The following is a 26,862-nucleotide window of genomic DNA, read 5'->3' as shown; positions in this document are numbered from 1 at the left end:
GTTCAAACCTATTGTGGAAGCATGTCCTTGAGGCGGAGCAGCGCGATGCGCTCGACCTGCTTGCAGGCGGTTTCGAATTCGACGCCGCGGCCGTTGCCGATGCGGGCTTCGAATTCGGCGAGGATTTCCTCCTTTGTCTTGCCTTTCACCGCGATGATGAAGGGGAAGCCGAAGGTGGTGACATAGGCGGCGTTGAGCTTGGAGAACAATTCACGCTCCTTGTCGGTCAGCGCGTCGAGACCGGCGGAAGCCTGTTCCCTGGTCGATTCCGCCGTCAGCCGCCTGGCTTTGGCCAGCTTGCCGGCGAGGTCGGGATGGGCGTTGAGCACGCCGAGCCGCTCGGTTTCGCTGGCGGAACGGAAGATACGGCAGAGCGCATTGTGCACGCCGCCGGCCGTGTCGTGCGCCGGGCCGAGCTCCAGCTCGTAGGCACGTTCGGCAATCCAGGGCGAATGCTCGAACACGCCGCCGAAGGTGTGAACGAACGTCTCGAATTCCATTTTCGACGGGCGCAGAGCGGCCGGCTTATAGGGATGGTTCTCTTGCCAGTGCTTGGCGATGTCGATGCGCCGTGCCAGCCAGACCTTGTCGTGCGATTTGACATAATCAACGAAGCGTTTCAGCGCCGCCACCCGGCCCGGCCGCCCGACGAGGCGGCAGTGCAGACCGATGTTCATCATGCGCGGCCTGCCTGCCTTGCCCTCGGCATAGAGCGTATCGAAACTATCCCTGAGGTAGGCAAAGAACTGGTCGCCCGAGTTGAAACCCTGCGGCGTGGCAAAGCGCATGTCGTTGGCGTCGAGCGTGTAGGGGATGATGAGCTGCGTGCCGTCCGCATGCTCGAACCAGTAAGGCAGTTCGTCGTCATAGGTGTCCGAGACGTAATCGAAGCCGCCTTCTTCGGCCACCAGCCGCACCGTGTTGACCGATGTGCGGCCCGTGTACCAGCCGGTCGGGCGCTGGCCGGTCACCTCGTAATGCAGCTTGATCGCCGCTTCGAGGTCGCGGCGCTCGTCCTCGGCGTCGTGGTCGCGGTAATCGATCCACTTCAGCCCGTGCGAGGCGATTTCCCAGCCGGCTTCCTGCATGGCCGTGACCTGGTCGGGTGAGCGCGCGAGCGCCGTGGCGACGCCATAGCAGGTCACAGGCACTTGCTCTTCGCTGAACAGGCGCAGCAGCCGCCAGAAGCCGGCCCGCGCTCCATATTCGTAGATTGATTCCATGTTCCAGTGGCGCTGGCCCACCCAGGGCGCCGCGCCGACGATTTCCGACAGGAAGGCTTCCGAAGCCTTGTCGCCGTGGAGCACGCAGTTCTCGCCGCCCTCTTCGTAGTTGACGACGAACTGCACGGCGACATGCGCGCCGCCAGGCCATTTCGGATCCGGCGGATTGGCTCCGTAGCCACGCATGTCCCTGGTGTAACGCATCGTCCCTCCGCGCCCGGCATCACCGGAAGTATGATCAGGATATCGAAAGGGTGCTTCTCGCATTCCCCTCAAAATTTTTGAAAGTGTTTTTGTCGCACTCCGCTCGACCGGGACTTATGCATCGCCTTTAATTGGCGCACAATTCATCGTTAGTGCTCGATTGTACCGACCAATTTATTGGAAAATGGGAGGCGGCCAATGGCAGAAACGTCGAAAGCCGATGGCGGGCGTCTGACGACCCATGTCCTGGATACCGCGACCGGCAGGCCGGCGGCGGGATTGTCGATCGCGCTCTACCGTCTCGACGGTGCCGATCGCACGCTTCTGAAGGAGGTCGTCACCAACGCCGACGGCCGCTGCGACGCGCCGCTGCTGGCGGGTGCCGACTTCCGCACCGGAGAATACGAACTGGTGTTCGCGGCTGGCGACTATCTGCGCGGCCAGGGCACGAAGCTGCCCGCGCCTGCCTTCCTGGACAGCGTGCCGATCCGCTTCGGCATGGCGGAGGCGATGCATTATCATGTACCATTGCTGATCTCGCCGTACGGCTATTCCACCTACAGGGGGAGCTGAGGCATGGCCAAGGTCAACATCCGCAACGAAATCCGCTTCATTCTGAATGGCAGGGATATCGCGCTGTCATCCGTGGCGCCCGATGCGACCTTGCTCGACTGGCTGCGGCTCGACCGTTCGCTGCGCGGCACCAAGGAAGGCTGTGCCGAGGGCGATTGCGGCGCCTGCACCGTGCTCATCGGCAAGCTTTCGGCCGCCGGACTGGTCTATGAAAGCGTCAATGCCTGCATCCGCTTCCTCGGCTCGCTCGACGGCACCCATGTCGTGACGGTCGAGCATCTGCGTGGCGAAGCTGGCCAGTTGCATCCTGTGCAGCAGGCGATGGTCGATTTCCACGGCTCGCAATGCGGCTTCTGCACGCCGGGTTTCATCATGTCGCTCTATGGCCTGTGGATGAAATCACCGGACCCTTCGAACGCGGCCATCGAAAAAGCCTTGCAAGGCAATCTCTGCCGTTGCACCGGTTACGAGGCGATCATGCGCGCCGCGCATGCCATATCGGGCTACGGCAAGGCGGCAAAAGACGTGCTGGCGGTGGAGCGCCGGGACATCACCACACGGCTGCAGGCGTTGCGCGACGGCGCCAGGGTCGAGATTGGCGCCGGCGGGACGCGACTGGTCGTGCCGACCGATGCCGACGATTTCGCGACCGTCTTCGAAAAAGAACCCACAGCCACCGTCGTCGCCGGTTCGACCGACGTTGGCCTGTGGGTGACCAAGCATATGCGCGAAATCTCGCCGGCGATCTTCATCGGCAATCTGCCGGGGCTTTGCACCGTCACGGAAGACAATAGTGTCATGTCGATCGGCGCCGGCGTCACCTATACCGAAGCTTTTTCGACACTGTCGAAACGCATCCCGGCGTTGGGGCCGTTGTTCGACCGCATCGGCGGCGAACAGGTTCGCAACATGGGCACGATCGGCGGCAACGTCGCCAACGGCTCGCCGATCGGCGACACGCCGCCGCCGTTGATCGCACTCGGCGCACGGCTGACTTTGCGCAAGGGCAAGACGCGGCGCACGATCCCATTGCAGGATTTCTTTATCGCCTATGGCAAGCAGGACCGCCAGCCAGGCGAGTTCGTCGAGGCCGTGCATGTGCCGGTGCCGGCAAAGGACGTGAAATTCGCCGTCTACAAGGTCACCAAGCGCCGCGACGAGGACATCACCGCGACCCTTGGGGCCTTCTGCCTGGCTCTGGCTAAGGACGGCACGGTGGCCGATATCCGCATCGCCTATGGCGGCATGGCGGCAACGCCGAAGCGGGCTACGGCCGTTGAACAGGCTTTGATCGGCAAGGCCTGGAGCGAAGCGACGGTGGAGGCTGCGATGGCCGAATACGCCAAGGACTTTACGCCGCTCACCGACATGCGCGCGAGCGCCGAATATCGAGCGCTGGCAGCGAAAAACCTTTTGTTGCGCTTTTATGTGGAAACCACGGGCACCAAGGTGCCGGTGCAGGTATCGCGCAGCGAGGCGGCCTGATGAACAAGCACGCCACATCAAACCTCAAAGCCGAGAAGATCGTCGGCGGCATCGCTACCGACCAGCGGCATGATTCCGCCCACAAGCATGTCAGCGGCGGCGCCGTCTATATCGACGACATGCCGGAACCGGCCGGCACGCTGCATGCCGGCCTTGGCCTGTCCAAGGTGGCGCATGGCGTTCTGAAAAGCGTCGATCTCTCGGCGGTACGCGCGGCCCCTGGTGTCGTCGACGTGCTCACCTATGCCGACGTACCGGGTGAGAACGATGTCTCGCCCAGCAACATGCATGACGATCCGGTGCTGGCGGAAGGCAAGGTGCAGTTCTTCGGCCAGCCGATCTTTGCGGTGATTGCCGAGACGCGCGAGGCAGCCCGGCGCGCCGCGCGCCTGGCCAGGATCGAGTATGACGAGCTTCCCGCCGTGATCGACATCTGGGACCTTGATCCAACGAGGGACAAACAGGTGACCACGCCGCTGGTCCTGAAGCGCGGCGATGCGGCCGCGGCAATCAAGGCAGCGCCCCGCCGCATTAGGAGCCGCATGTGGCTTGGCGGCCAGGACCATTTCTACCTCGAAGGCCAGGTGTCGCTCGCCATCCCCGGCGAGGACGACGAGGTGACCGTCTACTGTTCGACCCAGGGGCCGAGCGAGACGCAGCATCTGGTCGCCCACACGCTCGGCGTGCCGAGTAACGCGGTGACGGTGGAGGTGCGTCGCATGGGCGGCGGCTTCGGCGGCAAGGAAACGCAGGCCAATCAGTGCGCCGCGATCGCCGCCATTGCCGCCAAGAGGCTGAAGCGCGCGGTCAAGATCCGGCTCGACCGCGACGAGGACATGACCGCCACCGGTAAGCGGCATGATTTCGCCATCGACTACGAGGTCGGCTTCGACGACGAGGGCAACATCCTTGGCGTCGACTTCACCTACGCTTTGCGCTGCGGCTTTTCAGCCGACCTGTCCGGCCCGGTCGGCGATCGTGCGCTGTTCCACTGCGACAACGCCTATTTCTATCCAGCGGTGCTGGCCAAATCGGCGCCGCTCTTTACCAACACCGTCTCCAACACCGCCTTTCGTGGCTTCGGCGGCCCGCAAGGCATGATCGGCGCCGAGCGCGTCATCGACGAGGTCGCCTTTTCGGTCGGCAAGGATTCGCTCGAGATCCGCAAGCTGAATTTCTACGATCCGATGGAAGCGACCGGCGGCCGCAACGTCACGCCCTATCACCAGAAGGTCGAGGACTGCATCATCCAGCGCATCGTGGCGGAACTGGAAGAGAGCGCCAGTTATGCACGCCGCCGTCGCGAGATTTCCGCGTTCAACGCCAACAGCCGCTTCATCAAGCGCGGCTTGGCACTGACGCCGGTCAAGTTTGGCATTTCCTTCACCAAGACCGAGTCCAACCAGGCCGGCGCGCTGGTGCATGTCTATGCCGACGGCTCGGTGCACATGAACCATGGCGGAACCGAAATGGGGCAGGGCCTGCACCTCAAGGTGGCGCAGGTCGTGGCCGAGGAATTCCAGATCGACCTCGACCGCGTGAAGATCACCGCCACCACCACCGCCAAGGTGCCCAACACCGCGCCGACGGCGGCGTCCTCGGGCGCCGACCTCAATGGCATGGCGGCACAGAACGCGGCGCGCCAGATCCGCCAGCGGCTGACCGACTTTGCCGCCGAGAGATACCAGATCCCTGTCGACCAGGTGGTGTTCCTGCCAAACCGGGTGCGCGTCGGCAACCAGGAGGTCAGCTTCAACGATCTGGTTAAGCAGGCCTATATTGCGCGTGTGCAGCTCTCGGCAGCCGGCTTCTACAAGACGCCGAAAATCCACTGGGACCGCGGCAAGGGCCAGGGCCACGCCTTTTATTACTACGCCTATGGCGCGGCCTGCGCCGAAGTGTCGGTGGACACGCTAACCGGCGAATATGTCGTCGAGCGCGCCGATATCCTGCACGATTGCGGCCGTTCGTTGAACCGGGCCATCGACCTCGGCCAGGTCGAGGGCGGCTTCATCCAGGGCATGGGGTGGCTGACCACGGAGGAATTGTGGTGGGACGACAAGGGCCGGCTGCGCACGCATGCGCCGTCGACCTACAAGATCCCGCTGGCGTCCGACCGACCGAAGATCTTCAACGTGGCGCTGACTGACTGGTCGCAGGCCTATGAACCGACCATCCATCGCTCCAAGGCGGTCGGCGAACCGCCGCTGCCGCATGGCATGGCGGTGCTGCACGCCCTGTCGGACGCAGTGGCCAGCGTCGCCGACCACAAGATCTGCCCGCGCCTCGACGCCCCGGCAACGCCGGAACGCGTGCTGATGGCAATCGAGCGGCTGAAGAAAGCGATCAAGGCTGGCGCCTGAATCGGGCAGAACGTGCAATTCGGACCGAAAAAGCCTATATTTCCCATTCGGGAACCGTGAAACCATGACCTCGAAAGTACAAAACCTGAAAGCCTTTCTCGGCGGCGCCGGCCGTCTTGCCCTGGTCGAAGTGGCCGGCACCAAGGGCTCGACACCGCGTGAGAAGGGCGCCTTCATGCTCGTCTCGCGAACGGCGATCCTTGGCACGATCGGCGGCGGTCAACTCGAATACATGGCCATCGACAAGGCGCGGCAGATGATGGCGCCATCGGGTGGATCCAACCGCCTGCAGTCGACGTCCCGCGTCGCGGTCGACGAAGTCCGCACCACGCTTGACGTCCCGCTCGGCCCCGAAATCGGCCAGTGCTGTGGCGGGCGGGTCGAGGTGCTGATCCGGTTGATCGATACCGCATTGGCCGCCGAACTGGTCGCGGCGGCGGAAGCCGAGGAAGCTCATATGCCGCATGTCTATATTTTCGGCGGCGGTCATGTCGGCCAGGCGCTGGCGTCGACCATTGCGCTCCTTCCCGTGCGCGGCGTCGTCATCGAAACACGCGCCGAGGCGCTGGAAGGAATGCCGGAAACCGTGGAGACACGGCTGACCCCCATGCCGGAGGCCGAGGTGCGCAACGCCCCGGCCGGCACCGCCTTCGCCATCCTCACTCATGACCATGCGCTCGATTTCCTGATCGTCGCCGAAGCGCTGAAACGCGACGACGCGGCCTATGTCGGCATGATCGGTTCGAAGACCAAGAAAGCCACGTTCAGGAGCTGGTTCCTGAAGTCGGCGGACGGTACGGAGGCTGAATTCGCCCGCCTCGTCTCGCCGATCGGCGGCGATGCGGTCAAGGACAAGCGCCCGCCCGTCATCGCCGCGCTGGCCGCCGCCGAGATCATGACGGCGCTGGTCAGCTACGTGACCGCGGATCATCGGGCTCTGCAGGGCAGGGTGATGGCCCGGCTAGACCAGGCTAGGCTGGCTTTCACGCAAGGCAACCGGATCGGATAAGCCACGAGGCGATCACTTGCAGGCCAGTTCGCTCTTCCGCCTACTTGCCGGCCAGAATGTCCTTGATCAGCCGCTGGCAGCGCTCCGCCATGAAATCGAGCAGCAGCCGCACCTTGGGATCCTGCAGCTTCTTGTGCGGATAAACGGCCGCGAACTGCACCGGCGTTGGTGGCGTATTGCTCAGGATCACCTTCAGCCGGCGGTCGCGGATGAAAGGCTCGACCTCGAAGCGCGGCTTGTTGATGATGCCGCGCCCTGACAGCGCCCAACCGGTCAGCACGTCGCCATCATCGGTGTCGTAGGGGCCGTGTACCTCGAACTTTTGTGGCCCGGTTGGGGTCTGCAAGGTCCAGACATATTCGCGCGCGCCGGAATAGCGCAGCATCAGGCAGTCATGTTTCCTGCCGATCAGCTCCTGCGGCTCCATCGGCTCGCCGCGCGCCTCCAGATATTTTGGTGCGGCGACCAGCACGCGTTCGCATTCCATGATGCCACGCATCCGAAGACTGGAATCCTCGATGATGCCGAGCCGGAAGGCGACGTCGATGCCTTCCTTCATGATGTCGACATTGTGGTCCGATAGCCTGAGCCGCACCTCGATGTCAGGGTATTTGTCATGGAAATCGGGAATGCCCGACGCCACCAGCCGTCGCCCGAGACCGAGCGGCGCGGTGACGCGGATGGTGCCGCGCGGCTGGCCGGACAGCGCCGAGACGGCAGCCTCCGCCTCGGTGATCGCTTCCAGCACCTGCTTGGCGCCGGAATAGAAAACGGTGCCGTGTTCTGTTGGCATCAACTGTCGGGTGGTGCGGTTGAACAGCCGCACGCCGAGATGCTTCTCCAGTTCCTTGATGCGATTGGAGGCGACAGCCGGCGAAATACGCATGTCGCGGCCGGCCGCCGACAGATTGCCGAGCTCGACGACGCGGACGAAGACGGCGATGTTGTCGAGATAGGCCATGCGGAGCACCTTCGCCGGTTTGTGGCCATCAACCTAGTATTTTCCAATTTTTTTTGAAAGTCATCGTACACCTCGCCTCTTTTCGTTTGCGCACTACACCGTAAAGTCACCGGATCGGCAGGGACGACTTCAATGACGGATTTCGCGATTTTCTGGGACTGGCTGAGCTTCGCCGTGCGCTGGCTGCACGTCGTTACCGGCATCGCCTGGATCGGCTCGTCCTTCTACTTCGTCGCACTCGATCTTGGCCTGCGCCAGCGCCCGGACATGCCGGTCGGCGCCTTCGGCGAGGAATGGCAGGTGCATGGCGGCGGCTTCTACCACATCCAGAAATATCTGGTGGCGCCGTCCGAGATGCCGGAACACCTGACTTGGTTCAAATGGGAATCCTACGCCACCTGGCTGTCCGGTTTCGCGATGCTGTGCGTGGTTTATTACGCCGGCGCTGACCTGTTCCTGATTGATCCCAACGTGCTGCCGATGTCAGTGCCGGTCGGCATCCTGCTGTCGATGGCGACGATCGGCGTCGGCTGGGTGGTCTATGATCTCTTGTGCCGCTCGCCGCTCGGAAAAAGCGATACCGGCCTGATGCTGGTGCTCTATGGCGTGCTGGTGTTCATCGCCTGGGGGCTGACGCATCTGTTCACCGGCCGCGCCGCCTTCCTGCATCTGGGTGCCATCACCGCGACGATCATGTCGGCCAATGTCTTCATGGTCATCATTCCCAACCAGAAGATCGTCGTCGCCGACCTCATCGCCGGCCGCAAGCCGGACCCGAAATACGGCAAGATCGCCAAGCAGCGTTCGCTCCACAACAACTATCTGACGTTGCCGGTGCTGTTCCTGATGCTGTCGAACCATTATCCGCTGGCGTTCGGCACCGAGTTCAACTGGGTCATCGCCTCGCTGGTGTTCATCATCGGCGTCCTGATCCGGCATTATTTCAACACCGTGCACAAGCGTGCCGGCAATCCGCACTGGACGTGGCTGGGTGCCCTTGTCCTGTTCCTCATCATCATCTGGCTGTCGACCGTGCCGAAGGTGCTGACTGGCGAGCCCAAGGCCTCCGCCGCGGCTGAGGTCTATATGGCATCGGCGCATTTCCCGGCGGTGCGTGACACCGTGCTCGGCCGCTGCTCTATGTGTCATGCGCAGGAGCCGGTCTATGAAGGCATCTATCACGCACCCAAGGGGGTGATGCTGGATACCGACGCCGGCATCGCCGAGCATGCCCGCGAGATCTATCTGCAGGCCGGCCGCAGCCACGCCATGCCGCCAGCCAATGTCAGCCAGATCACCGACAAGGAACGGGCGTTGCTGGTGGCGTGGTTCGAAGGCGCGGGGAAATAAGCATGACCTTGACACTTCTGCGTGGCCGCACGCTGTCCTTCGTGCGCTGGCCGCAAACCATCGACGACCACTCCGCCTGGCGCTACGAGGAGGACGGCGGGCTGCTGATAAGCGACGGCAGGATCGTTGCAGCAGGCGCCTATGCCGATGTCGAGAAACAGGCCGGTGAGACGGCGAAAAAAATCGACCACCGGCCGCATTTGCTGCTGCCGGGCTTCATCGATGCCCATGTGCATTTCCCGCAGATGCAGGTCATCGCGTCCTATGGCGCCGAACTGCTCGATTGGCTGAACACCTACACCTTTCCCGAGGAGACAAAATTCGCCAACGCCCAGCATGGCCGCCGCATCGCGCGCCTGTTCCTTGATGAGACGGTGCGCCATGGCACCACCACGGTTGCCGCCTACTGCTCGGTGCACAAGGCGTCGGCGGAAGCGTTCTTCGCCGAGTCGCATGCGCGCGATATGCTCAACATCGCCGGCAAGGTGATGATGGACCGCAACGCGCCCGAAGGCGTGCTCGATACGCCGCAATCAGGCTATGACGACACCAAGGCGCTGATCGCCGAATGGCACGGCAAGGGCCGCCAGCTTTATGCCATCACGCCACGTTTCGCCATCACCTCGTCAGCGGAGCAGATGGAGATGGCCGGCGCGTTGTGCCGCGAACATCCCGACCTGCACATGCAGACGCATCTGTCGGAAAACCACGCCGAGATCGCCTTCACCGGGGAACTCTACCCCTGGTCGAGCGACTACACCGATGTTTACGAGCACTATGGGCTGCTGGGCAAAAAGAGCCTGTTCGGCCACTGCATCCATTTGTCGGAGCGCGAGGCGGACGCGCTGTCGGACAGCGGTTCGGTGGCTGTGTTCTGCCCGACCTCGAACCTGTTCCTCGGTTCCGGCCTGTTCGACTATCAGCGCTTTCGTCGCCGCGACAAGCCGTTGCGCATAGGAGCCGCCACCGATGTCGGCGGCGGCACAAGCTATTCGATGCTGCGCACCATGGACGAGGGCTACAAGGTCATCGCGCTCAATGGCGAGAAGCTGAACCCGTTCCAGTCCTTCTGGCAGATCACGCGCGGCAATGCAGAGGCACTGTCGGTGGCGGACAAGATCGGCACGCTGGAGGAAGGCACCGATGCAGACATCGTCGTGCTCGATGCCAGGGCGACGCCCGCCATGCGGCTCAGGATGGAAACGGTCGAGACGCTGGCGCAGGAATTGTTTCTGCTGCAGACGCTTGGCGACGACCGCGCCGTGCGCGAGGTCTATGTGGCGGGGCGCGCGGCCAAGAGCGACATGATCGCGGGGTGAACCCCGTCTTGCCAACCGAATTGCGAAGGGCAATTCGGGGCAATCCGGCCTCTCCCCAAGGAGAGAGGAGGCCGCCGGCGCTGGCGCCAGGCTCTTCTCCCAACCGGGAGAACGCGGCCGCGCAGCGGCCGGATGAGGGCGCGCCGCGATGCAAGCTTGACCCGGCCGATGTTGTCGTACAAACGACACGTCACGATTTTCGGAGAAAAGAGACATGGCCGTTGCTGATGACATCGCTCTGATCAAGAGACAGGAAGAGACACTTGTCTTCGCAGCCTTCGACGAGGCCGTCGCCTTCGAGATAGGCGCAGCCATCCGTGGTCGTGCAATGGCCGAGAACCTGCCGATCATCGTCGACATCAGGCTATGGGACCGGCCGCTTTTCTATGCCGCCATGCCGGGTTCGAACGCTTCCAACCCCGACTGGGCGCGGCGCAAGATCAATGTCGTGAAGCGCTATCTCAGAAGCACTTACCGTCTGGTGCTTGAACAGCAACGTCCTGACCGCACCTTCAAGATCGGCGAGGGGCTGGATATTGCTGACTACGTGCTGGCCGGCGGCGGCTTCCCGGTCACGGTCAAGGGCGCCGGTGTCATCGGTGTGATCGCGGTGTCTGGCCTGCCGGAGCGCCAGGATCATGGCGTGGTGATCGATGCGCTATGCGATCACTTGGGCATGGACAGGCGCGAGCTGGCGCTGTCCCCGGACCCCGAATGACCGTGCCCGATCCCAAGGTTTTTCTTACCTCGATCTTCAATGCCGCCGTCGCCGCCGCCGATCCGGAGCGTACCATCCGCGACCATTTGCCGGCCAAGCCAAGGGGCCGCACCATCGTCATCGGCGCCGGCAAGGGCTCGGCGCAGATGGCTGCGGCCTTCGAAAAGGTCTGGGATGGCCCGATCGAAGGGCTGGTCGTCACCCGCTACGGCTATGGTGCCAAATGCGAGCGCATCGAGATCATCGAGGCGGCGCATCCGGTGCCGGACGCCGCCGGGCTCGAGGCCTCGCGGCGGCTGCTGGACAAGGTGCAAGGGCTGACAGCGGACGATCTGGTCGTGGCGCTGATCTCCGGCGGCGGTTCGGCGCTGCTGCCGTCTCCAGCCGCCGGCCTGACGCTGGCCGACGAGATCGCCGTCAACGAGGCGCTGCTCGCCTCCGGCGCGCCGATCGCGGCGATGAACACCATCCGCAAGCATCTCTCCACCATCAAGGGCGGCCGGCTGGCTGCCGCCGCATGGCCGGCCAAGGTGGTGTCGCTGGTGGTCTCCGACATCCCCGGCGACAATCCGGCCCTTGTCGCGTCCGGCCCAACCGTTCCCGATACCGGCAGCCGTGAAGATGCCCTGGCTTCGATATCAGCCTATGGCATGAAACTACCGGACGCGGTCATGGCGCACATCCGGTCGCCTGCGGCCGACGCGCCAGATCCCGACGACAAGCGCTTTGCGCGTAACGAAGTGCATCTGATCGCCTCCGCCGGTGTGTCGCTGGAAGCGGCAGCAGTGGAAGCGAGGCGGCAAGGCATAGAAGCCGTCATCCTCTCCGATGCCGTTGAAGGCGAAGCGCGCGAGGTCGGCGGCGTCCACGCCGCGATTGCCCGCGAAGTGGCGACGCGCAACCGGCCCTTCCAAAAGCCGGTTCTGATCCTTTCTGGCGGTGAGACCACCGTGACCTTGCGGGCCAAAGGCAAGGGTGGCCGCAACTCGGAATTCCTGCTCGCCTTCGCCATCGGCATCAATGGCATGGAGGGTATTCATGCCTTGGGGGCCGACACCGACGGCATCGACGGTTCGGAAAACAATGCCGGCGCCTTCGCCGACGGCTCGACCGTTTCGCGCATGCGCGCGGCGGGCGTGGATGCCAAGGCGATGCTCGCCGGCAACAACGCCTGGACGGCCTTCAATGCCGTCGGCGATCTCTTCGTGCCCGGCCCGACCGGCACGAACGTCAACGATCTCAGGGCAATTCTCGTCCGCTAATGCATGTCGCCCAAGTGACCTCGGTTTTGGGGGAAGGACATTCATCAAAACAAAGACCTAAAGCGCGTCGCATGAGTCCGTTTCGACGCGACGCGCTTTAGGCCGTAATCACGCGGCCATAAGCCGCTTCACCTGCTTCATATCCTGCAAGAACCGCTCGCGTTCGGCCTCTTTGTCGGCGTGATCACGAATGCGCAGGATGAAGGAGGGATGAATGGTGATGAAGACCCGCAAGCCATCCTCGCGTTCGATCACCTGGCCGCGCATCTTGGTCACCGGTATCGCCTTGCCAAGCAGGGACAGCGCCGCCGTAGCGCCGAGCGCCACGGCCACGTTCGGCTTGATCAGGTCAAACTCCTGGTCGAGCCACCAGCGGCAGGCTTGAACCTCGCCGACATTCGGCTTGGAATGGATGCGCCGCTTGCCGCGCGGCTCGAATTTGAAGTGCTTGACCGCGTTGGTGACGTAGACCTTCAGGCGATCGACCCCGGCATCGTCCAATATGGCATCGAACACCTTGCCCGCCGGGCCGACGAATGGCTGGCCGGCGATGTCTTCCTGGTCGCCCGGCTGTTCGCCGACAAAAATCACCTTGGCATTGTCAGGCCCTTCACCGAATACCGTCTGCGTCGCATCGCGCCAAAGCGGACAGCGGCGGCATCCCTTGGCGACCTCTCGCAATTCGGAAACCGTGTCAGCGGCATCGTCATCAGGTATTTCGGCTGGCTGCTGCTTCGGCCAGTGCCTCGCCTGCACCTTGGCGTGGTGCGGCGCCGGCGTTGTCGGCATCTTCGCAATCATATCTCTGGCGGCCTTGTCCGCTCTCGCGATCAAGTCAGGAATGAGCGAGCCCTCGGGAAGGTTCCGCCAATATTTCTATGGGTAGGCCGATACGCCACCTCATTTTGATGACAACGGCGAAAAGTGATCGTCGCCGGGTCACGCAGCCATCAGACTTCGTGCAGGTAAAGATGATAGTCCAGTTCGCTGACCGTGCGCGCCACGCGCAGGTATTCGGACTGCTTGATCGCCACGAAGGTGCGGTGCAGGTCCTCGCCGAGCGCGCCTTTCAGAAAGCTGGACGCCTTGGCTGCTTCGATGGCGGCGCGCCAATCGGCCGGCATCGTCGTACGGGTGACGGACGCCTCATAGCCATTGCCGGTCGTTTCGGGGCCTGGATCGAGCCCTTCATCGAGGCCTTTGACGATGCCGGCGAGTACCGTGGCCGCAATCAGATAGGGGTTGGCGTCGACGCCGGACGGACGATGTTCGATGCGCCGGTTTTTCGTATCGCCCGCCGGCACGCGCAGCGCCACCGAGCGGTTGTTGACGCCCCAGGTCGGCGCGACCGGTGCATAGGATTGCGAGACGAAGCGGCGCCAGGAATTGGCGTGCGGCGCAAACACCAGCATCGATTCCGCCATGGTCTGGATCAGCCCGCCGAGGCCACGCAGCAGCGGCAACGACCAGTTCTCGCCGGCTGCTTCCGAAAAGACGTTTCGGCCGTCCTTGTCCTGCAGCGAGACATGGAAATGCATGCCGGAGCCGGCATATTTCTCGATCGGCTTGGCCATGAAGCAGGCGGTGACGCCGTGGCGGCGCGCCTGCGCCCGCACCAGCCGCTTCAGCATGACCAGATCGTCCGCCGCCCGGATCACGTCCTTGCGGTAGTTCAGCGTCAATTCGTACTGGCCAGGTGCATATTCCGAGATCACCGTCTCGGCCGGAATGCCTTGCGCCTTGGCGGCGGCGTAGATGTCGGAGAACAGCGGCTCCATGCCGTGCAGATGGTCGACGGAATAGACTTCCGTTTTGCCCGAGACGCGGCCATCAAGCACCGCGCGCGCCGGCTGCACCTTGCCCTCGACATCGCGCTCATTGGCCAGCAGAAAAAACTCCAGCTCGAAGGCGCCAGCCGGATGGAGGCCCTTGGCCGCCAGTATGTCGACCTGCCGGGCAAGCGCCAGCCGCGGGTCCGACGACATTGGCTGGCCGTCGAGATGGTGCATCGCCATCAGCACCTGGCCGCGGGGCGGGTTCGTGCCGTAAAGCGGCACCAGCGTGCCGGGAATCGGCCAGGCCCTCAGATCGCCATCGCCGCTGTCCCAGATCAGCCCGGTTTCGTGCACATCCTCGCCGGTGATGTCGAGGCCGAGGATCGAGATCGGCATATGCCGGCCGCCTTCGAAAATGCTTTTCAGCTCATGCCGGCGCACGATCTTGCCGCGCCCGACGCCGTTGGCGTCGGTCAGCACGATATCGAAGGCCTCGACCTCGGGATGGGCGTCGAGGAAGGCTTGCGCCTCGGTGGGCGTCGAGCCCGAAGGTGAAGTCATGATGGAACTCGGGTTTGGCTTGGTGGCTTGTCTCATGCCGCAAGCTTTGCCGCAACCGAGCCAAAAGCGGTGATCAGCCGGTTGACCTGGGCGCCTGACGTTGCCGGTGAGATCAGCATCATGTTGTGGAAGGGTGCGATCAGCACGCCGCGATTGACCAGCGCGACATGGATGGCGGCCTCCAGTTCCGGTGCATGTGCACCCTCGGCCTCGGCGCCATTGCACAGCGGGCCGGGCGCGCAGATGAACTCGACGCGGGCCCCGACACGGGAGACATGCCAGGGCAGACGATAGCGATCGATCACGCCGGTCAGCCCGGCATCGAGCCGCCGCGCCAGATGATCCATGCGGTCGTAATTCTCCTGCGTCATCACCTCCTCGAGCGTGGCGCGCATCGCCGCGAACTGCAGCGGGTTGGCCGACAGCGTCGTGCCCATGCCGGAATAGCCAGGCTCTTTCGTCCTGTTGTAGTCGGCATAGCGCGACGCGACCTCCTCGCTCATCCCCCAGACGCTCGCCGGCACGCCGCCGGCAATCGGCTTGCCCAGCACGAACAAGTCCGGTTCCAGCCCATATTTCCTGGTGTAGCCGCCCGGGCCGGTCGAGATCGTGTGCGTCTCGTCGATCAAAAGCAGCGTGCCCGCTTCGCGCGTCAACTTTCGCAGCGCATCATGGTAGCCGGGATCGGCAAGCACCATGCAGGAATTGGTCAGCACCGGCTCGGCGATGACGCAAGCGACATCCCTGTCCTTCAGCGCCGCTTCGAGAGCGGCGACATCGTTGAATTCGATGACCTTGGCCGTTCGGGTCAGGTCGCGGAATTCGCCCGCCAGTCCGGGCCGGTTGATCGGTTTGCCGTCGATCAGCCGCACCATCGTCTCGTCCACCGAGCCGTGATAGCAGCCGTTGAAGACCAGGATTTTTTCTCTCCCAGTGATGGCGCGGGCGACGCGTAGCGCGAACCGGTTGGCGTCGGTCGCCGTCGTCGCGATCTGCCAGAAAGGCAGGCCGAAGCGCTGCTGCAGCAGCGGCCCGATGGCGAGCGCGTCTTCCGAAGGCAGCATGTAAGTCAAGCCGCGCCCAGCCTGGCGGCGAATGGCGCGTGCCACCGGCGGAGGCGAATGGCCGAACATCGAACCGGTGTCGCCGAGGCAGAAATCGTCGAGCTTGTTGCCGTCCATATCGGTAATCGTGGCGCCGCGGGCACTGTCGACCAGGATCGGAAACGGCGTCGGCCAGTCGTTCATCCAGTGCATCGGCACGCCGCCGAAGAAGCCGGGGACACCGTTGCCGACCTTGGCCTGCGATTTTGGCCGCACCTTGCGGAATACGGCACCTTCCGTCTCGCGCAATTGCGCGATGCGGTCGCGGCTGATACCGCCGATGGTTTTTGAACTGTCGCTGTGCATGAAAACCCCTCTGGCACGTTCCTCTTAGCCAATCCACCTCCGCAACGGCAATTGGCCGCGCGGCCGTTCTGCATTGGCTCAGCTCTAGCTGGCGGCGCTTGACGCTCTGCGCGAAGTCGGCGCCAATGGGAACGGCAATTGGGGCAAGGGAAATGCGGACGATCATCTGCGTGACGGCACTGTTCCTGTCGGCCGGTACGGCTTTTGCGACCGGCGGCATCTGGTGCTCCGTCGATGATTCACAGGTGAAATTCCAGGTCGATGCTGGCGTCACCACTGGCATGGGCGGCCCGACCTTCAATTTTCGCGGCGACCTGGAGATCAAGGCAGGGCCGGCCGGCGATCAGCTGCGCAAGGCCACTTTCGAGAACTCCAACCTCACCCAATACTGGCTCGACAACAAGGAGCTGCGGCTGAACATCTACCACGAGCAGGAGGTGGCCAAGACCTACAGTTCGGTCGAACTCACGATCCTGACCAGGGCCAGCGACGAGGGCGTCTATGATGGAGACTACAAACTCGCCGTCTATGACAGCACGGCCGACAAGGACAGCGATGGCAAGCCGGTCGATCTGACCGGCAAGATTTCCTGCGGCGCCGAGTAATCCGCTGTTTCGAAACTACGCAGTGATGTCGATGACGCCGCAGTCGCCGGCGGCACTGCCGAAGGCGACGCGGCGTTCTTCCTTGTCCCACATCATCGCGGTGATGGCGCCTTTGCCCGGGCGCCGCAAAAGCACTTCCTTGGCGTCGGAAAAGCGCACCGCCATGACCATGCCGTCGTCATAGCCGACGGCGACGACATCCTGGCTCGGGTGGCAAGCGACCGCCGTCACCATGGCGTTGCCGCGCGTGCCGAGTTCCAGCGGCGCCTTGCCCATCGGCCCGTCCTTAGCCGAAAACGGCCAGACGATCGCCGCCGGCGCGCCGGAACTGGCCAGCCACTTGCCTTTCACGCTCCACGACAGGCTTTTAACCTTGCCGGGATAGCCGCTCATGCGCATGTGCTTGCCGTCGGCGAGTTTCCAGCCATGCAGGGCGTTTTCCTGCATGGTGGTGACCAGAAAGGCGCCGTCCGGCGAGAAGGTGATGCCGGTGTGGGCGCCCGCCCATTCGAGTTCCACCGGCTTGCCTTCGGCGGCCGGGAAATGCAGCGTCGCGCCGTTGTAGCGGGCAACGCCGAAGCGCATGCCCTTGGGCGAGAACGCCAGCCCCTCGACCGAGCGCGGATGGGCAAATTCCCGGGTCTTGCCATCGGCGAAGCGCACGAAGGCGGTCTTGCCCGTGGCATAGGCGATGGCCCCTTGCGGCCCGGCGGCAACGCTGGTGATCCATTTCTTGCCGGCGCTCGCCACCTCCTGGGTCTCACCGCCGGCTTTGACGGCAAACACCTTGCCGTCCTCACCGCCGGTGATCAGCCGGTCGTTGGCCGCGTCATGGAAAGCCGCGAGCAGCCCATCATTGGCCTGCACAGTCTTGTGGCCATTGTCGAGCCGATGGATAGCGCCATCGGCCAGCGCGAAATGCGGCACATCGCCAAGGAAGACGGCGGTAACGCAATGGCCTTCGAGATCAAGCGGGGCGACTGTGGGCATGATTGTCTTTGTTCAACTGAATGAGATTACAGAGGCGGCTTACTCGACGTTTGCGGTTCCGGCAACCGGCAGATCAGATGGCGAGAGGCTGTCATCAAAGCAGCCCCTTCGCCCGCAGATCGGTTGCGAACGTCGCCAATGGCATCACCAAGGTCAGATCCGATCCATCGAGACGCTCGGCCCCGTAGCTGGCATACCACCTTGCGGCCCGCTCGCTCTTGGCATCGATGATGAGCAGGATGCCGCCGCCTTCGCCAGCAAGTCGCAAGCAGCGCAACGCGGCGGCGGCAAGCAGTTGACCTCCGAGTCCTTGCCTGGCGATGCTGCGGTCGGTCGTCAGCCGGGCAAGCTTGAAGCCGGAAACCTCGTGCCGCGCCAAGCCTCTCGTCATCGTCTCCGGCACGGTTTCATAAGCAATCGCTGACGGCGCGATCGTATAGAAGCCAAAGATCCGCTCCAAAGCCCTATCGTCGATCGCACAGAAAGTCTTGGCGGCATTTTGTTCGTGGCTTTGCCGCGCGAACCGCCGCAGAAAATCGTTCATCTGCGCATCGCCGCAATCGAACGAGGCCCGATCATGGCGTTTCGCAATCGGCTCCTCGTGCCAGGCGGGAAGCGTCACAGAGTGTCCGGCAAGGCTGCGATCGCTGCTCGGAGCTTGGCATTGGGTTTCGGCGGGTTCTCCAGCAGATCGAGTATACGTGTGAAATCGCGGTCGGACACTTTCGCAACCTCGGCTGCTTCGATTACGGCCTGTGCTTCCGGAACCACCTTGTTGAGAATAAAGTCGCTAAGGTCCTGATGAGATAGCGCGGCGGCGCGCGCGATCATCGCCTTCTGCGCAGGCGCGATGCGGATTTGATAGCGCTCCGTTTTGTTGTCGGTCGACCTGGGCATCGGAAATCTCCTCGGGTCCATGTACACATGATATGTGTACATGGACTCATAGTCAATCTCGAGAGCCCTCCAATACAGCCTACGAGGCTTGGCAGGCCTCGAAACTCTTCCTCAGCCGCTCGGCGTCGAGTTCGCGGCCGATGAACACCAGCCGGCTTTCGTGCTTCTCGCCGTCCTTCCAGGCGCGCTGGTGGTCGCCTTCGATGATCATGTGCACGCCCTGGATGACATAGCGCTCATCATCGCCCTTGAGCGCGATAATGCCTTTCAGTCGCAGGATGTTGGGGCCCTCCATCTGGGTGATCTTCTCGATCCAAGGGAAGAATTTCTTCGGGTCCATCTCGCCGCCGCGCAGCGACACCGACTGCACCGTCACGTCATGGATGTCGGAAGGATGCGCGTGATGGTCATGCCCATCATGATCATGATGGTGGTGATCGTGGCCATCATGGTCGTGATGATCATGATCGTGGTCATGGTGATCATCATGCGCCTCGAGGAAATGCGGATCGTTTTCCAATGCCCGGGACAGGTCGAAGGCGCCGCGGTCGAGCACTTCCGACAGCTCGACACCGGCGCGGGTCGTACGATGGATCCTGGCCGCCGGATTGATGGCGCGGATCGTCGCCTCGACCTTGGCGAGTTCTTCCGGGGTCACAAGGTCGGTCTTGTTGAGCACCACGACGTCGGCGAAGGCGATCTGGTCCTCGGCTTCCTTGGAATCCTTGAGCCGCAGCGGCAAATGCTTGGCGTCGACCAGCGCCACCACGGCATCGAGCTTGGTCTTGGAGCGCACGTCGTCGTCCATGAAGAAGGTCTGCGCCACCGGTACCGGATCGGCGAGCCCGGTGGTCTCGACGACGATGGCGTCGAAGCGGCCGGGCCGGCGCATCAGGCCCTCGACGACGCGGATCAGGTCGCCGCGCACCGTGCAGCAGACGCAGCCATTGTTCATCTCGTAGATTTCCTCGTCGGATTCCACGATCAGCTCGTTGTCGATGCCGATCTCGCCAAATTCGTTGACGATCACGGCGTAACGCTTGCCGTGGGTCTCCGACAGGATGCGGTTGAGCAGCGTCGTCTTGCCGGCGCCGAGATAGCCGGTAAGAACGGTTACGGGAATCTGCGTCTGTGCGTCGCTCATGGCTTGCCTCGAAATGACTGGGCCCTGAAATCCAGGCCGCGAAAGGGATTGTCGGCTCCATATAGGATGTGCGCCGGGCTTTTGCACGGGGCAAACCATGGGCCAAATTTAACGGCTGGGATTCGTTCTGACATCGTGGCCGCGAAAAGCGGTCGCCGCCGCGCGATGGAATGATCAGGGGGGCGCCTTGCCCGGGCTGCCGGGTGTCGGACCGCATTCACGCAGCGGTTGGTCCGAATGTCCTGCACGCGAAACTCGTTTGTCATCTAACTGAAATAAACATCTGGCATCACCACGGCGGACACCGCAAATGCTTGCCGGCAAAGCTGTTTCGGATGCCGGAATTTTTTCGATCGTCGATTGCCAACCGGCCGGCTGCGTCTATGCTGTGCGCACCGGTACGGCCGAAGAGGGATGACCATGGCCAAGGCGGACAAGACTGCAACGATGAGCCGGCTGCATTCGGCGGCAAGGCTGGCAAGGACCGCGCTGGCGGCACGGCTTCTGGCGCACGGGTTCTACGCCGGCCAGGACCAGATCATGCTGTCGCTGGACCGCGAGGACGGCCAGACACCGGGCAACCTTGCCGGGCGTCTCGGCGTGCGTCCGCCGACCATCACCAAGACCATCAACCGGCTGCAGGCACAGGGTTTTCTGGAAAAACGCGCGTCGAACTCCGATGCCCGCCAGGCCCATATCTTCCTCACCGATATCGGCCGTGAAACCATCCGTGCTATCGAGAAGTCGGTGAAGAAGACCGAAAAGCAGGCGCTGAAGGGCCTCGACAAGAAAGACCAGAAGGCGCTGTTCAAGCTGCTCGCCCGTATCGAGGCCAACCTCTCCAACGAGGAATTGGTGCTGATCGACGACGACGCCGAGGCGGACGAATGATCTCTTCGGCTATCAAGCCGCCGCGGTAGCTCCGTGGATCAAGGACGACCAGCGTCCCGGTGTCATGCCGAACGCTTTCTTGAATTGCCTGTTGAAATGGCTCTGGTCGCTGAAGCCGGCCTCGACCGCGATCTGTGCCAAGGGCTCGCCGGCGGCGATCATCCTGCGCGCGCTCTGAAGCCGGCGCATCACCAGGAAACGATGCGGACTGGTCGAGAAGGCCGCGCGGAAATGTCTCGACAGGGCATAGCGGTCGAGACCCGTGATGGCTTCCAACTCGTCCGAACGCACGGGCCGGTCGAGGTTTTCCGAGAGATATTCACGCGCCAGTGTCACCGCTCGCCACGCCGTCCCGGCTAGTGCCTTTGCCGGCTGACCGGCATGCCGGGCGAGGCTTTGCATCAGTTGAGCCAGGAAGTCGTCGACGAATAGCTCGTCGAGTTCCTGCTCCAATGGCCCAAGCGCCGAAAGCAGCGTCGCGCGGAAGGCATCGTCGCTCACCACGCCGTCGCTGACGAACGGCAGCGCTGTGCCGCCGAGACAGTCGAGCATCAGTGACGGCTCGAGATAGAGCATTCTGTAGCGCAGGCCTTCCTCGGTGCCCGCGCCGCCATCGTGCAATTCGTCCGGATGCAGCACGATGATCTGGCCTGGCAGGCTGTGCCGCGCGGCACCTCGATAGCGAAAGCTCTGCACGCCGCGCAGCGTCACCCCGATCGCATAGGTGTCGTGGCGATGCGGATCGAAGGCGCTGCCGTGAAACCGCGCCTCGATGCGCTCCATCCCCGCAGGGTCGGTAGCGGAGATGATGCAGCTTTCAGCGGCATCGGCGCACAAACGTCCAAGACCCTCGAAGGCCTGACGGTCTAGTTCGAACGACATCGTCTCCTTCAGCCTCGCAATACGGGGCCCTAACCTCGAATGGCGCATTTTCTCATGTTCGATACGAAATTTGCAATCGTACTGCGGGAAGACTTGCCCGTCTGGCAGAAACTCAACGTCACCGCCTTCCTGACCAGCGGCGTCGTCGCGCAATTCCCCGACATCATCGGCGAGCCCTATCGCGACCGCGCCGACAATCTTTACAATCCCCTGTCGATCCAGCCGGTCATCGTGCTCTCGGCCGACCATGCGGCGCTTGGTGCGATCCACCGGCGTGCGCTGGAACGCGGCGTCACCACCTCGCTCTATGTCGAGGAGATGTTTTCGACCGGCTTCGACGCCGCCAATCGCGCCGTCTTTGCCGAATTCGCGCCCGAAGACGCCAAGGTGGTCGGCATCGCGCTGCGCGCCGACAAGAAGGTCGTCGACAAGATCACCAAGGGTGCCCGCATGCATGCATAGAGGCAAACTCACAAACTCAATCGGCTGGCTGCCGACGATCGAGAAGAGCGGCATACAGTGCCGCCAGCAATGCGAATATCGCCGACACCAGCATCATGGAAAAAAGCGCTGGAGCTGAATCTGCAAGAAACAGGCCTGCGATGGAGGCGATGAGTGCCCCGCCGCCGATCCTCACGGCGGCGGCCATTCCTGCGGCGGTGCCAACCAGATCCGGCTGTACCGACAATGCGCCGCTGTTGGCGGCGGGCATGGTCAACCCGTTGCCGACACCGATGAACACGCAAGGCCCAAAGAGGGCCAGAACGTGCGTGGTGCCAAAGCTTGACAGGACCAGGCCGACCAGCAGACCCGCGCAGGTCAGGAGGCGTGCAAAAACAAGTGTGGCGCTCAGCGAGATCTTCCAGGCGTAACGCCCGGCCAAATAGCTGCCGAGAATGAAGCCGGTCGGGACTAATCCCATGTAAAAGCCGAGCTTGTTGAAAGGGTCACGTCAAAAGCTCGGCTTCGCCTTCCTCCATCTTAGGCCGTCAGGTCGGGGATGAACGACCATTCTTCGCCCATGAACTCAAGCGTTTCATCGCGAAAATAATATAGAAAATGCCGAGAGCTAACGGTGTCTGCCCCGATCTTTTCCCAAGACACGGCATCGCGGTCGGGGGCGAGACCGATTAGCTCATAGAACTCGCCCCAACGAGGAGCCACACCGCTGTAGCGACCATGGCCGTCTACCTTATACCACTCATGATCATTGGTGCTGTCCCAGCGCCAGCGGCTGCAACCAACAAATCTCAAAGTGCCCCATGTCTCATCAAATTTCGGACTGGTCTTCGAAAACAGGCTCAACGCCCTGAGAATACCCGTCGGGTTTTTGTCGCGCACGGGCCTATACGAGCGGAAACGGACATTGACGGAGGAGCCCTCAACTGAAACCTGGGGTTCTGGCGCATTTGGTTCGGCCACCCAACCTTGGCCGAGTTGTAGTTTAACAAACTTGAGCATGGACTACGACTAGCCGACTTGCATGACCGATTCTACTCAATTTATGAGTTCACGGCCTAAGAAGCGAAATTGAAAATATCCTGACAGCGGAGTCCCATGTTTGATCCAGACGAAGTCCATGAAGGAGCCACCCGTCACGGCTTCAAGCGTCGAGGAAAGCAGAACTGGTACCGGAAGACTGATGATTTTGTTCAACTGATCAACCTGCAAAAATCGTCGTGGTCAAGCGACGCAAATTACCTCAACTTCGCGTTATGGCCCTTGGTATTTGGAGAGCCGCCGACGCTCGCGGAGAGCAAGTTTCATTTCAGGATGCGGGCTGATGACATTCAAACACTTTTTGCCGTCGCTGAAGACCTTAGGTCGCTTGACGACCTAGCCAGAAACCGGGCGCGAATAACTGGGCTTACGACAATCGCTTTAACGAACCTGCTGAATCAGCGCTCTGCTCAAATTTCAAACTGACCCACTACCCATCACGGCTAGGCGGAAAGGTGCATGTCGTCAAGTCGGCATGCTTCGACGTCGATCAACAAAAGGGACCATGGAGCCTGCACTCAGACTTGACCTGAGCGGATGGCGGTTTGGGCCGTGAAATGCCGGAAGAGGCTAAGCCTGTCCAGGCGTCTTGTTGTGCCAGACGCTTTTGGCTTGCCGGCAAGCGACAATTCCCGCAAAAGGTGGGCTCCAGCCCAGCTTTTCCCCCGGCCTGCACGTGAATCCTTCCCAAAGAGATGCAGAAAGCGCGACGCCGCCGGTGGCGATCCTGTGCATGCTGACGACCTATGTCTTTTTCACCTTCCTCGACACCAGCAGCAAATATCTCGTCCTTGCAGGCGTCTCCGTCCTGATCGTCGCCTGGGTGCGCTTTGCCGTGCATGTCGTGCTGGTCGGGGCGCTGCTGCGCGGCTGGCGCGAGCCGGTGCGGTTTCGCCCGGTCAACTTGCCCGCGCATGTGATACGCGGCGCCTTCCTGTTCGGCTCGACCATGTTCAACGTCCTGGCGCTGCGCTCCCTGCAACTGGCCGAGACGACATCGATCTATTTCTTCGGGCCGATGGTGATCACCGCGCTTGCCGGCCCGCTGCTGGGCGAATGGGCCGGCTGGCGGCGTTGGCTGGCGATCCTGGCCGCTTTCGCCGGGGTCTTGATCATCACGAGGCCGGGTGTCGGTGTTTTCGGCGTCGGACATCTCTTCGCGCTCGGCTCGATGCTGTCGAACTGCTTCTATGTCATCATGACGCGCCGCATGTCGGCGACCGAGACGTCGGAAAGCCTGATCCTGTTCTCGGCGCTGGCGCCGGCGGTGCTGCTTTTACCCATGCTGCCGTTCTCCTTTTCCTTGCCGCACGATGGGTGGCACTGGTTCGTCCTGCTCATGCTTGGTGTGTTCGGCGGCGTCGGCCATTGGCTGCTGGTGCAGGCCTATCGGCTGGCGACGACCACGGCGCTGGCGCCCTATCCCTATTCGCAGATGGTGTGGATGATCATTTCCGGCTGGCTTGTCTTCAAGCAGTTCCCCGACCGCTGGACGCTGGTCGGCGCCGCCATCATCGTCGCCAGCGGCCTCTACATCGTCCATCGCGAACACCGGCTTCGGCTCCGCAGCCGCGCGGCCTCGGATGTCGAGGCCGAAGCGCTGGCAAAAAAACTTTGATTTGACCCCGATCGATGGCATAAGGCCGCCCTTAAACAGTTTAAAAAACGACGGGGAGCGAAAGCCTGGCACAGAAGATCAAGCTGTCGACGATCGCGGATGCGCTCGGCGTGTCCACGGCCACGGTGTCGCTGGCCCTGCGCGACAGTCCGCTGGTCGCCGGCTCGACGCGCGACCGCATCAAGGAACACGCCCGCGCCATCGGCTATATCTACAACCGCCGCGCCGCCAGTCTGCGCACCTCGCGCTCGGGCATTGTCGGTGTCGTCGTGCACGACATCATGAATCCGTTCTTCGCCGAGATCCTGCGCTCGATCGAGAGCGAGCTCGACCGCAGCCGGCAAACCTTCATCCTGTCCAATCATTATGATCAGCTCGAAAAGCAGCGCACCTTCATCGATACGCTGCTGCAGCTCGGCGCCGACGGCGTCATCATGTCGCCGGCCATCGGCACGCCCGCATCAGATATCGTCATGGCCGAGGACAACGGCTTGCCGGCGGTGCTGATCGCACGCACCGTGGAGGGCGCCGACGTGCCGGTGTTTCGCGGTGACGATGCCTATGGCACGGGCCTCGCCACCAACCACCTGATCTCGCTCGGCCACAAGCGCATCGCCATGATTGGCGGCACCGACCAGACCTCGACCGGGCGTGATCGCTACCAGGGCTATGTCAATGCCATGGAGGCGGCGGGGCTTGAAGTCAGACCGTCCTGGCGCATTGCCGGCCCGCGCACCAAGCAAGCCGGCTTCGAGGCGGCCGGGCAGTTCCTGGCGCTGAAGGACAGACCGACCGCCGCCTGCTGCTGGAACGACCTCGTCGCCATCGGCCTGATGAACGGCATAGCGCGCGCCGGCCTGGTGCCGGGCATCGACATCTCCGTCACCGGCTATGACGATCTCGAGGAGGCGGCGATCGCAACACCGGCGCTGACCACCGTCTGGAACGGCCAGCGCGAGGTCGGTCGCCGCGCCGCCAGCGCGCTGCTCGACAAGCTCAACGGGCAGACGGTGCGGCCCTCGCAGGAATTGATCAAGCCGGAACTGCATGTGCGCCAGTCGACCGGCAAGCCGGTGGAGCGTGCATGACCAGGGCCAAGGATCTGCAAGCCGTTGCCATTTTGGTGCCGGCGGATTTCAGCGATCACGCTGTCGGGCGTATCCAACGGACCTTCAGGCGCGTCGGCATCGAGCGCGCCGATCCGGCGCTGGTCACCGAGGAGATGCGCCGCGCCGTGCGTGGCATCGCATCCTTTGCCGGCATCAGTGCGGCGATGATGGATGCGTTGCCCAATCTCGAACTCATCGCCTCCTTCGGCGTCGGCTATGATTCGGTCGACGTCCACCATGCGGCGGCGAAGAACATCATGGTCACCAACACGCCCGACGTCCTGACCGAGGAGGTCGCCGACACCGCGATCGGCCTGCTGATCAACACAATCCGCGACCTGCCGCGCGCCGAGACCTGGCTGCGTGACGGCAGCTGGGTGCGCAAGGGCAACTATCCGCTGAGCCGGCTGACCTTGCGCGCGCGCCGTGTCGGCATTTTCGGCATGGGCCGCATCGGCCAGGCCATTGCACGGCGGCTGGAGGCGTTCGGACTGCCGGTCGCCTATCACAATCGGCGTCGTGTCGAAGGTCTTGCCTACCAATATCACGCGACGCTGAAGGGCTTGGCCGAGGCAGTCGACACGCTGATTTCGGTGGCGCCCGGCGGTGCATCGACACAGAAAGCGGTCAATGCCGAAATCCTGTCGGCGCTCGGCGCGAACGGCGTCTTCGTCAACATCGGCCGCGGCAGCACCGTCGACGAGGCGGCCCTCGCGGCCGCTCTCGCCGACGGCACCATCGCCGCAGCCGGGCTCGATGTCTTCGCCGACGAGCCGAATGTCCCCAAGGCGTTGCTCGACTTGCCAAACACCTCTCTGTTGCCGCATGTCGGCTCGGCCTCGGAGCACACGCGCCGCGCCATGGCCGATCTGTGCGTCGACAATCTGGTGTCGTGGTTCAGCGAACGCCGGCCGCTGACACCGGTGCCCGAGACGGCGCATGTGAAGGCTCGCCCTTGAGCGGTGGCGCTGCCATCCCTATTAACGTCGGCTTAACCCTTTGAAATCATTCTTC

At 62.9% G+C, this 26,862-nt stretch carries 27 protein-coding genes; 15 read left to right on the top strand and 12 right to left on the bottom strand.

The genetic code is table 11. The features are described from left to right. Window positions 1-8: 8 nt before the first annotated feature. On the bottom strand, window positions 9-1,427 hold the full coding sequence (gene puuE, locus FJ941_RS15325) for an allantoinase PuuE (RefSeq protein ID WP_140506773.1): 1,419 nt from the start codon (window positions 1,425-1,427) through the stop codon (window positions 9-11). 198 nt (window positions 1,428-1,625) lie between these two features. Here puuE and uraH point away from each other — a divergent pair, with 198 nt between their 5' ends. The 4 genes from uraH (at window position 1,626) to xdhC (ending at window position 6,857) form a co-directional block, all read left to right on the top strand. Then, entirely contained in the window at window positions 1,626-2,000 is a 375-nt protein-coding gene (gene uraH, locus FJ941_RS15320; protein WP_140506771.1) for a hydroxyisourate hydrolase, read from the top strand. Window positions 2,001-2,003: 3 nt separating this feature from the next. Further along, complete coding sequence (xdhA, locus tag FJ941_RS15315; RefSeq protein WP_140506769.1) at window positions 2,004-3,485, top strand: xanthine dehydrogenase small subunit; 1,482 nt, start codon at window positions 2,004-2,006, stop codon at window positions 3,483-3,485. Next, the gene (gene xdhB / locus FJ941_RS15310) at window positions 3,485-5,848 is read left to right on the top strand and encodes a xanthine dehydrogenase molybdopterin binding subunit (RefSeq protein WP_140506768.1); all 2,364 of its coding nucleotides are present in this window, start codon (window positions 3,485-3,487) and stop codon (window positions 5,846-5,848) included. Before xdhA ends, xdhB begins: the two co-directional genes overlap by 1 nt. Window positions 5,849-5,912: 64 nt before the next feature. Further along, window positions 5,913-6,857, top strand: a complete 945-nt coding sequence (gene xdhC, locus FJ941_RS15305) for a xanthine dehydrogenase accessory protein XdhC (protein ID WP_140506766.1) — start codon at window positions 5,913-5,915, stop codon at window positions 6,855-6,857. A 40-nt stretch (window positions 6,858-6,897) separates the two neighbouring features. On the opposite strand, the gene FJ941_RS15300 is transcribed toward xdhC, so the two are convergent. After that, window positions 6,898-7,818, bottom strand: coding sequence for a LysR family transcriptional regulator (locus FJ941_RS15300; protein ID WP_140506764.1), 921 nt, complete (start codon window positions 7,816-7,818; stop codon window positions 6,898-6,900). A gap of 132 nt (window positions 7,819-7,950) precedes the next feature. Between FJ941_RS15300 and FJ941_RS15295 the strand changes: the two genes are divergently transcribed. The 4 genes from FJ941_RS15295 to FJ941_RS15280 all read left to right on the top strand — a co-directional run bounded on the left by FJ941_RS15295 (window position 7,951) and on the right by FJ941_RS15280 (window position 12,467). Then, window positions 7,951-9,168 carry a urate hydroxylase PuuD gene (locus tag FJ941_RS15295; protein ID WP_140506762.1) on the top strand — a complete coding sequence of 406 codons (1,218 nt, stop codon included), beginning with the start codon at window positions 7,951-7,953 and terminating at the stop codon, window positions 9,166-9,168. 2 nt (window positions 9,169-9,170) lie between these two features. Next, window positions 9,171-10,487, top strand: a complete 1,317-nt coding sequence (guaD, locus tag FJ941_RS15290) for a guanine deaminase (RefSeq protein ID WP_140506760.1) — start codon at window positions 9,171-9,173, stop codon at window positions 10,485-10,487. A gap of 214 nt (window positions 10,488-10,701) precedes the next feature. Then, window positions 10,702-11,205, top strand: a complete 504-nt coding sequence (locus FJ941_RS15285; protein WP_140506758.1) for a heme-degrading domain-containing protein — start codon at window positions 10,702-10,704, stop codon at window positions 11,203-11,205. Then, complete coding sequence (locus tag FJ941_RS15280) at window positions 11,202-12,467, top strand: glycerate kinase (RefSeq protein ID WP_140506756.1); 1,266 nt, start codon at window positions 11,202-11,204, stop codon at window positions 12,465-12,467. The genes FJ941_RS15285 and FJ941_RS15280 overlap by 4 nt, the downstream gene beginning before the upstream one ends. A gap of 108 nt (window positions 12,468-12,575) precedes the next feature. On the opposite strand, the gene FJ941_RS15275 is transcribed toward FJ941_RS15280, so the two are convergent. The 3 genes from FJ941_RS15275 to FJ941_RS15265 all read right to left on the bottom strand — a co-directional run bounded on the left by FJ941_RS15275 (window position 12,576) and on the right by FJ941_RS15265 (window position 16,212). Then, entirely contained in the window at window positions 12,576-13,301 is a 726-nt protein-coding gene (locus tag FJ941_RS15275) for a UdgX family uracil-DNA binding protein (RefSeq protein ID WP_281405570.1), read from the bottom strand. A gap of 116 nt (window positions 13,302-13,417) precedes the next feature. Next, window positions 13,418-14,803, bottom strand: coding sequence for a glutamine synthetase family protein (locus FJ941_RS15270; RefSeq protein WP_181169821.1), 1,386 nt, complete (start codon window positions 14,801-14,803; stop codon window positions 13,418-13,420). 32 nt (window positions 14,804-14,835) lie between these two features. Next, window positions 14,836-16,212, bottom strand: coding sequence for an aspartate aminotransferase family protein (locus FJ941_RS15265; RefSeq protein WP_140506751.1), 1,377 nt, complete (start codon window positions 16,210-16,212; stop codon window positions 14,836-14,838). Between the two features lie 152 nt (window positions 16,213-16,364). Here FJ941_RS15265 and FJ941_RS15260 point away from each other — a divergent pair, with 152 nt between their 5' ends. After that, complete coding sequence (locus tag FJ941_RS15260; protein WP_140506749.1) at window positions 16,365-16,817, top strand: hypothetical protein; 453 nt, start codon at window positions 16,365-16,367, stop codon at window positions 16,815-16,817. 15 nt (window positions 16,818-16,832) lie between these two features. Here FJ941_RS15260 and FJ941_RS15255 read toward each other — a convergent pair whose 3' ends face one another. From FJ941_RS15255 to FJ941_RS15240, 4 genes are all read right to left on the bottom strand, one after another. Continuing rightward, window positions 16,833-17,807 carry a WD40 repeat domain-containing protein gene (locus FJ941_RS15255; RefSeq protein WP_140506748.1) on the bottom strand — a complete coding sequence of 325 codons (975 nt, stop codon included), beginning with the start codon at window positions 17,805-17,807 and terminating at the stop codon, window positions 16,833-16,835. Window positions 17,808-17,901: 94 nt separating this feature from the next. Next, a complete protein-coding gene (locus FJ941_RS15250; RefSeq protein WP_140506746.1) occupies window positions 17,902-18,429 on the bottom strand; it encodes a GNAT family N-acetyltransferase in 528 nt (175 codons plus the stop codon). Beyond that, the gene (locus FJ941_RS15245; protein WP_140506744.1) at window positions 18,426-18,704 is read right to left on the bottom strand and encodes a DUF1778 domain-containing protein; all 279 of its coding nucleotides are present in this window, start codon (window positions 18,702-18,704) and stop codon (window positions 18,426-18,428) included. The genes FJ941_RS15250 and FJ941_RS15245 overlap by 4 nt, the downstream gene beginning before the upstream one ends. 79 nt (window positions 18,705-18,783) lie before the next feature. Continuing rightward, on the bottom strand, window positions 18,784-19,848 hold the full coding sequence (locus FJ941_RS15240; RefSeq protein ID WP_140506743.1) for a GTP-binding protein: 1,065 nt from the start codon (window positions 19,846-19,848) through the stop codon (window positions 18,784-18,786). A gap of 420 nt (window positions 19,849-20,268) precedes the next feature. Between FJ941_RS15240 and FJ941_RS15235 the strand changes: the two genes are divergently transcribed. Continuing rightward, window positions 20,269-20,739: a MarR family transcriptional regulator gene (locus FJ941_RS15235; RefSeq protein WP_140506741.1), complete on the top strand. Its 471-nt coding sequence runs from the start codon at window positions 20,269-20,271 to the stop codon at window positions 20,737-20,739. 12 nt (window positions 20,740-20,751) lie between these two features. Here FJ941_RS15235 and FJ941_RS15230 read toward each other — a convergent pair whose 3' ends face one another. Further along, window positions 20,752-21,621, bottom strand: coding sequence for an AraC family transcriptional regulator (locus tag FJ941_RS15230; RefSeq protein WP_140506739.1), 870 nt, complete (start codon window positions 21,619-21,621; stop codon window positions 20,752-20,754). 54 nt (window positions 21,622-21,675) lie between these two features. Here FJ941_RS15230 and FJ941_RS15225 point away from each other — a divergent pair, with 54 nt between their 5' ends. Continuing rightward, window positions 21,676-22,083, top strand: coding sequence for a DUF2000 family protein (locus FJ941_RS15225; protein WP_140506737.1), 408 nt, complete (start codon window positions 21,676-21,678; stop codon window positions 22,081-22,083). Between the two features lie 16 nt (window positions 22,084-22,099). Here FJ941_RS15225 and FJ941_RS15220 read toward each other — a convergent pair whose 3' ends face one another. Together FJ941_RS15220 and FJ941_RS15215 are read right to left on the bottom strand one after the other, a co-directional pair. Continuing rightward, window positions 22,100-22,543 carry a hypothetical protein gene (locus FJ941_RS15220; RefSeq protein ID WP_210242223.1) on the bottom strand — a complete coding sequence of 148 codons (444 nt, stop codon included), beginning with the start codon at window positions 22,541-22,543 and terminating at the stop codon, window positions 22,100-22,102. A 59-nt stretch (window positions 22,544-22,602) separates the two neighbouring features. Continuing rightward, window positions 22,603-23,082 (bottom strand): hypothetical protein, encoded by a 480-nt coding sequence (locus FJ941_RS15215; RefSeq protein ID WP_140506736.1) that lies wholly within the window; start codon window positions 23,080-23,082, stop codon window positions 22,603-22,605. 96 nt (window positions 23,083-23,178) lie between these two features. Between FJ941_RS15215 and FJ941_RS15210 the strand changes: the two genes are divergently transcribed. The 4 genes from FJ941_RS15210 (at window position 23,179) to FJ941_RS15195 (ending at window position 26,807) form a co-directional block, all read left to right on the top strand. Next, on the top strand, window positions 23,179-23,547 hold the full coding sequence (locus FJ941_RS15210; RefSeq protein ID WP_140506734.1) for a DUF4304 domain-containing protein: 369 nt from the start codon (window positions 23,179-23,181) through the stop codon (window positions 23,545-23,547). A 307-nt stretch (window positions 23,548-23,854) separates the two neighbouring features. Then, a complete protein-coding gene (locus FJ941_RS15205) occupies window positions 23,855-24,739 on the top strand; it encodes a DMT family transporter (protein ID WP_181165949.1) in 885 nt (294 codons plus the stop codon). Window positions 24,740-24,804: 65 nt separating this feature from the next. After that, window positions 24,805-25,827: a LacI family DNA-binding transcriptional regulator gene (locus FJ941_RS15200; protein ID WP_140506730.1), complete on the top strand. Its 1,023-nt coding sequence runs from the start codon at window positions 24,805-24,807 to the stop codon at window positions 25,825-25,827. After that, the gene (locus FJ941_RS15195) at window positions 25,824-26,807 is read left to right on the top strand and encodes a 2-hydroxyacid dehydrogenase (protein ID WP_140506728.1); all 984 of its coding nucleotides are present in this window, start codon (window positions 25,824-25,826) and stop codon (window positions 26,805-26,807) included. The genes FJ941_RS15200 and FJ941_RS15195 overlap by 4 nt, the downstream gene beginning before the upstream one ends. Window positions 26,808-26,862 lie beyond the last annotated feature (55 nt).

The organism is Mesorhizobium sp. B2-3-13 (assembly GCF_006442195.1).
Lineage (GTDB): Bacteria > Pseudomonadota > Alphaproteobacteria > Rhizobiales > Rhizobiaceae > Mesorhizobium > Mesorhizobium salmacidum.
Note: the sequence above shows the minus strand (reverse complement) of the source record. Positions and strands in the feature narration are given on the sequence as shown.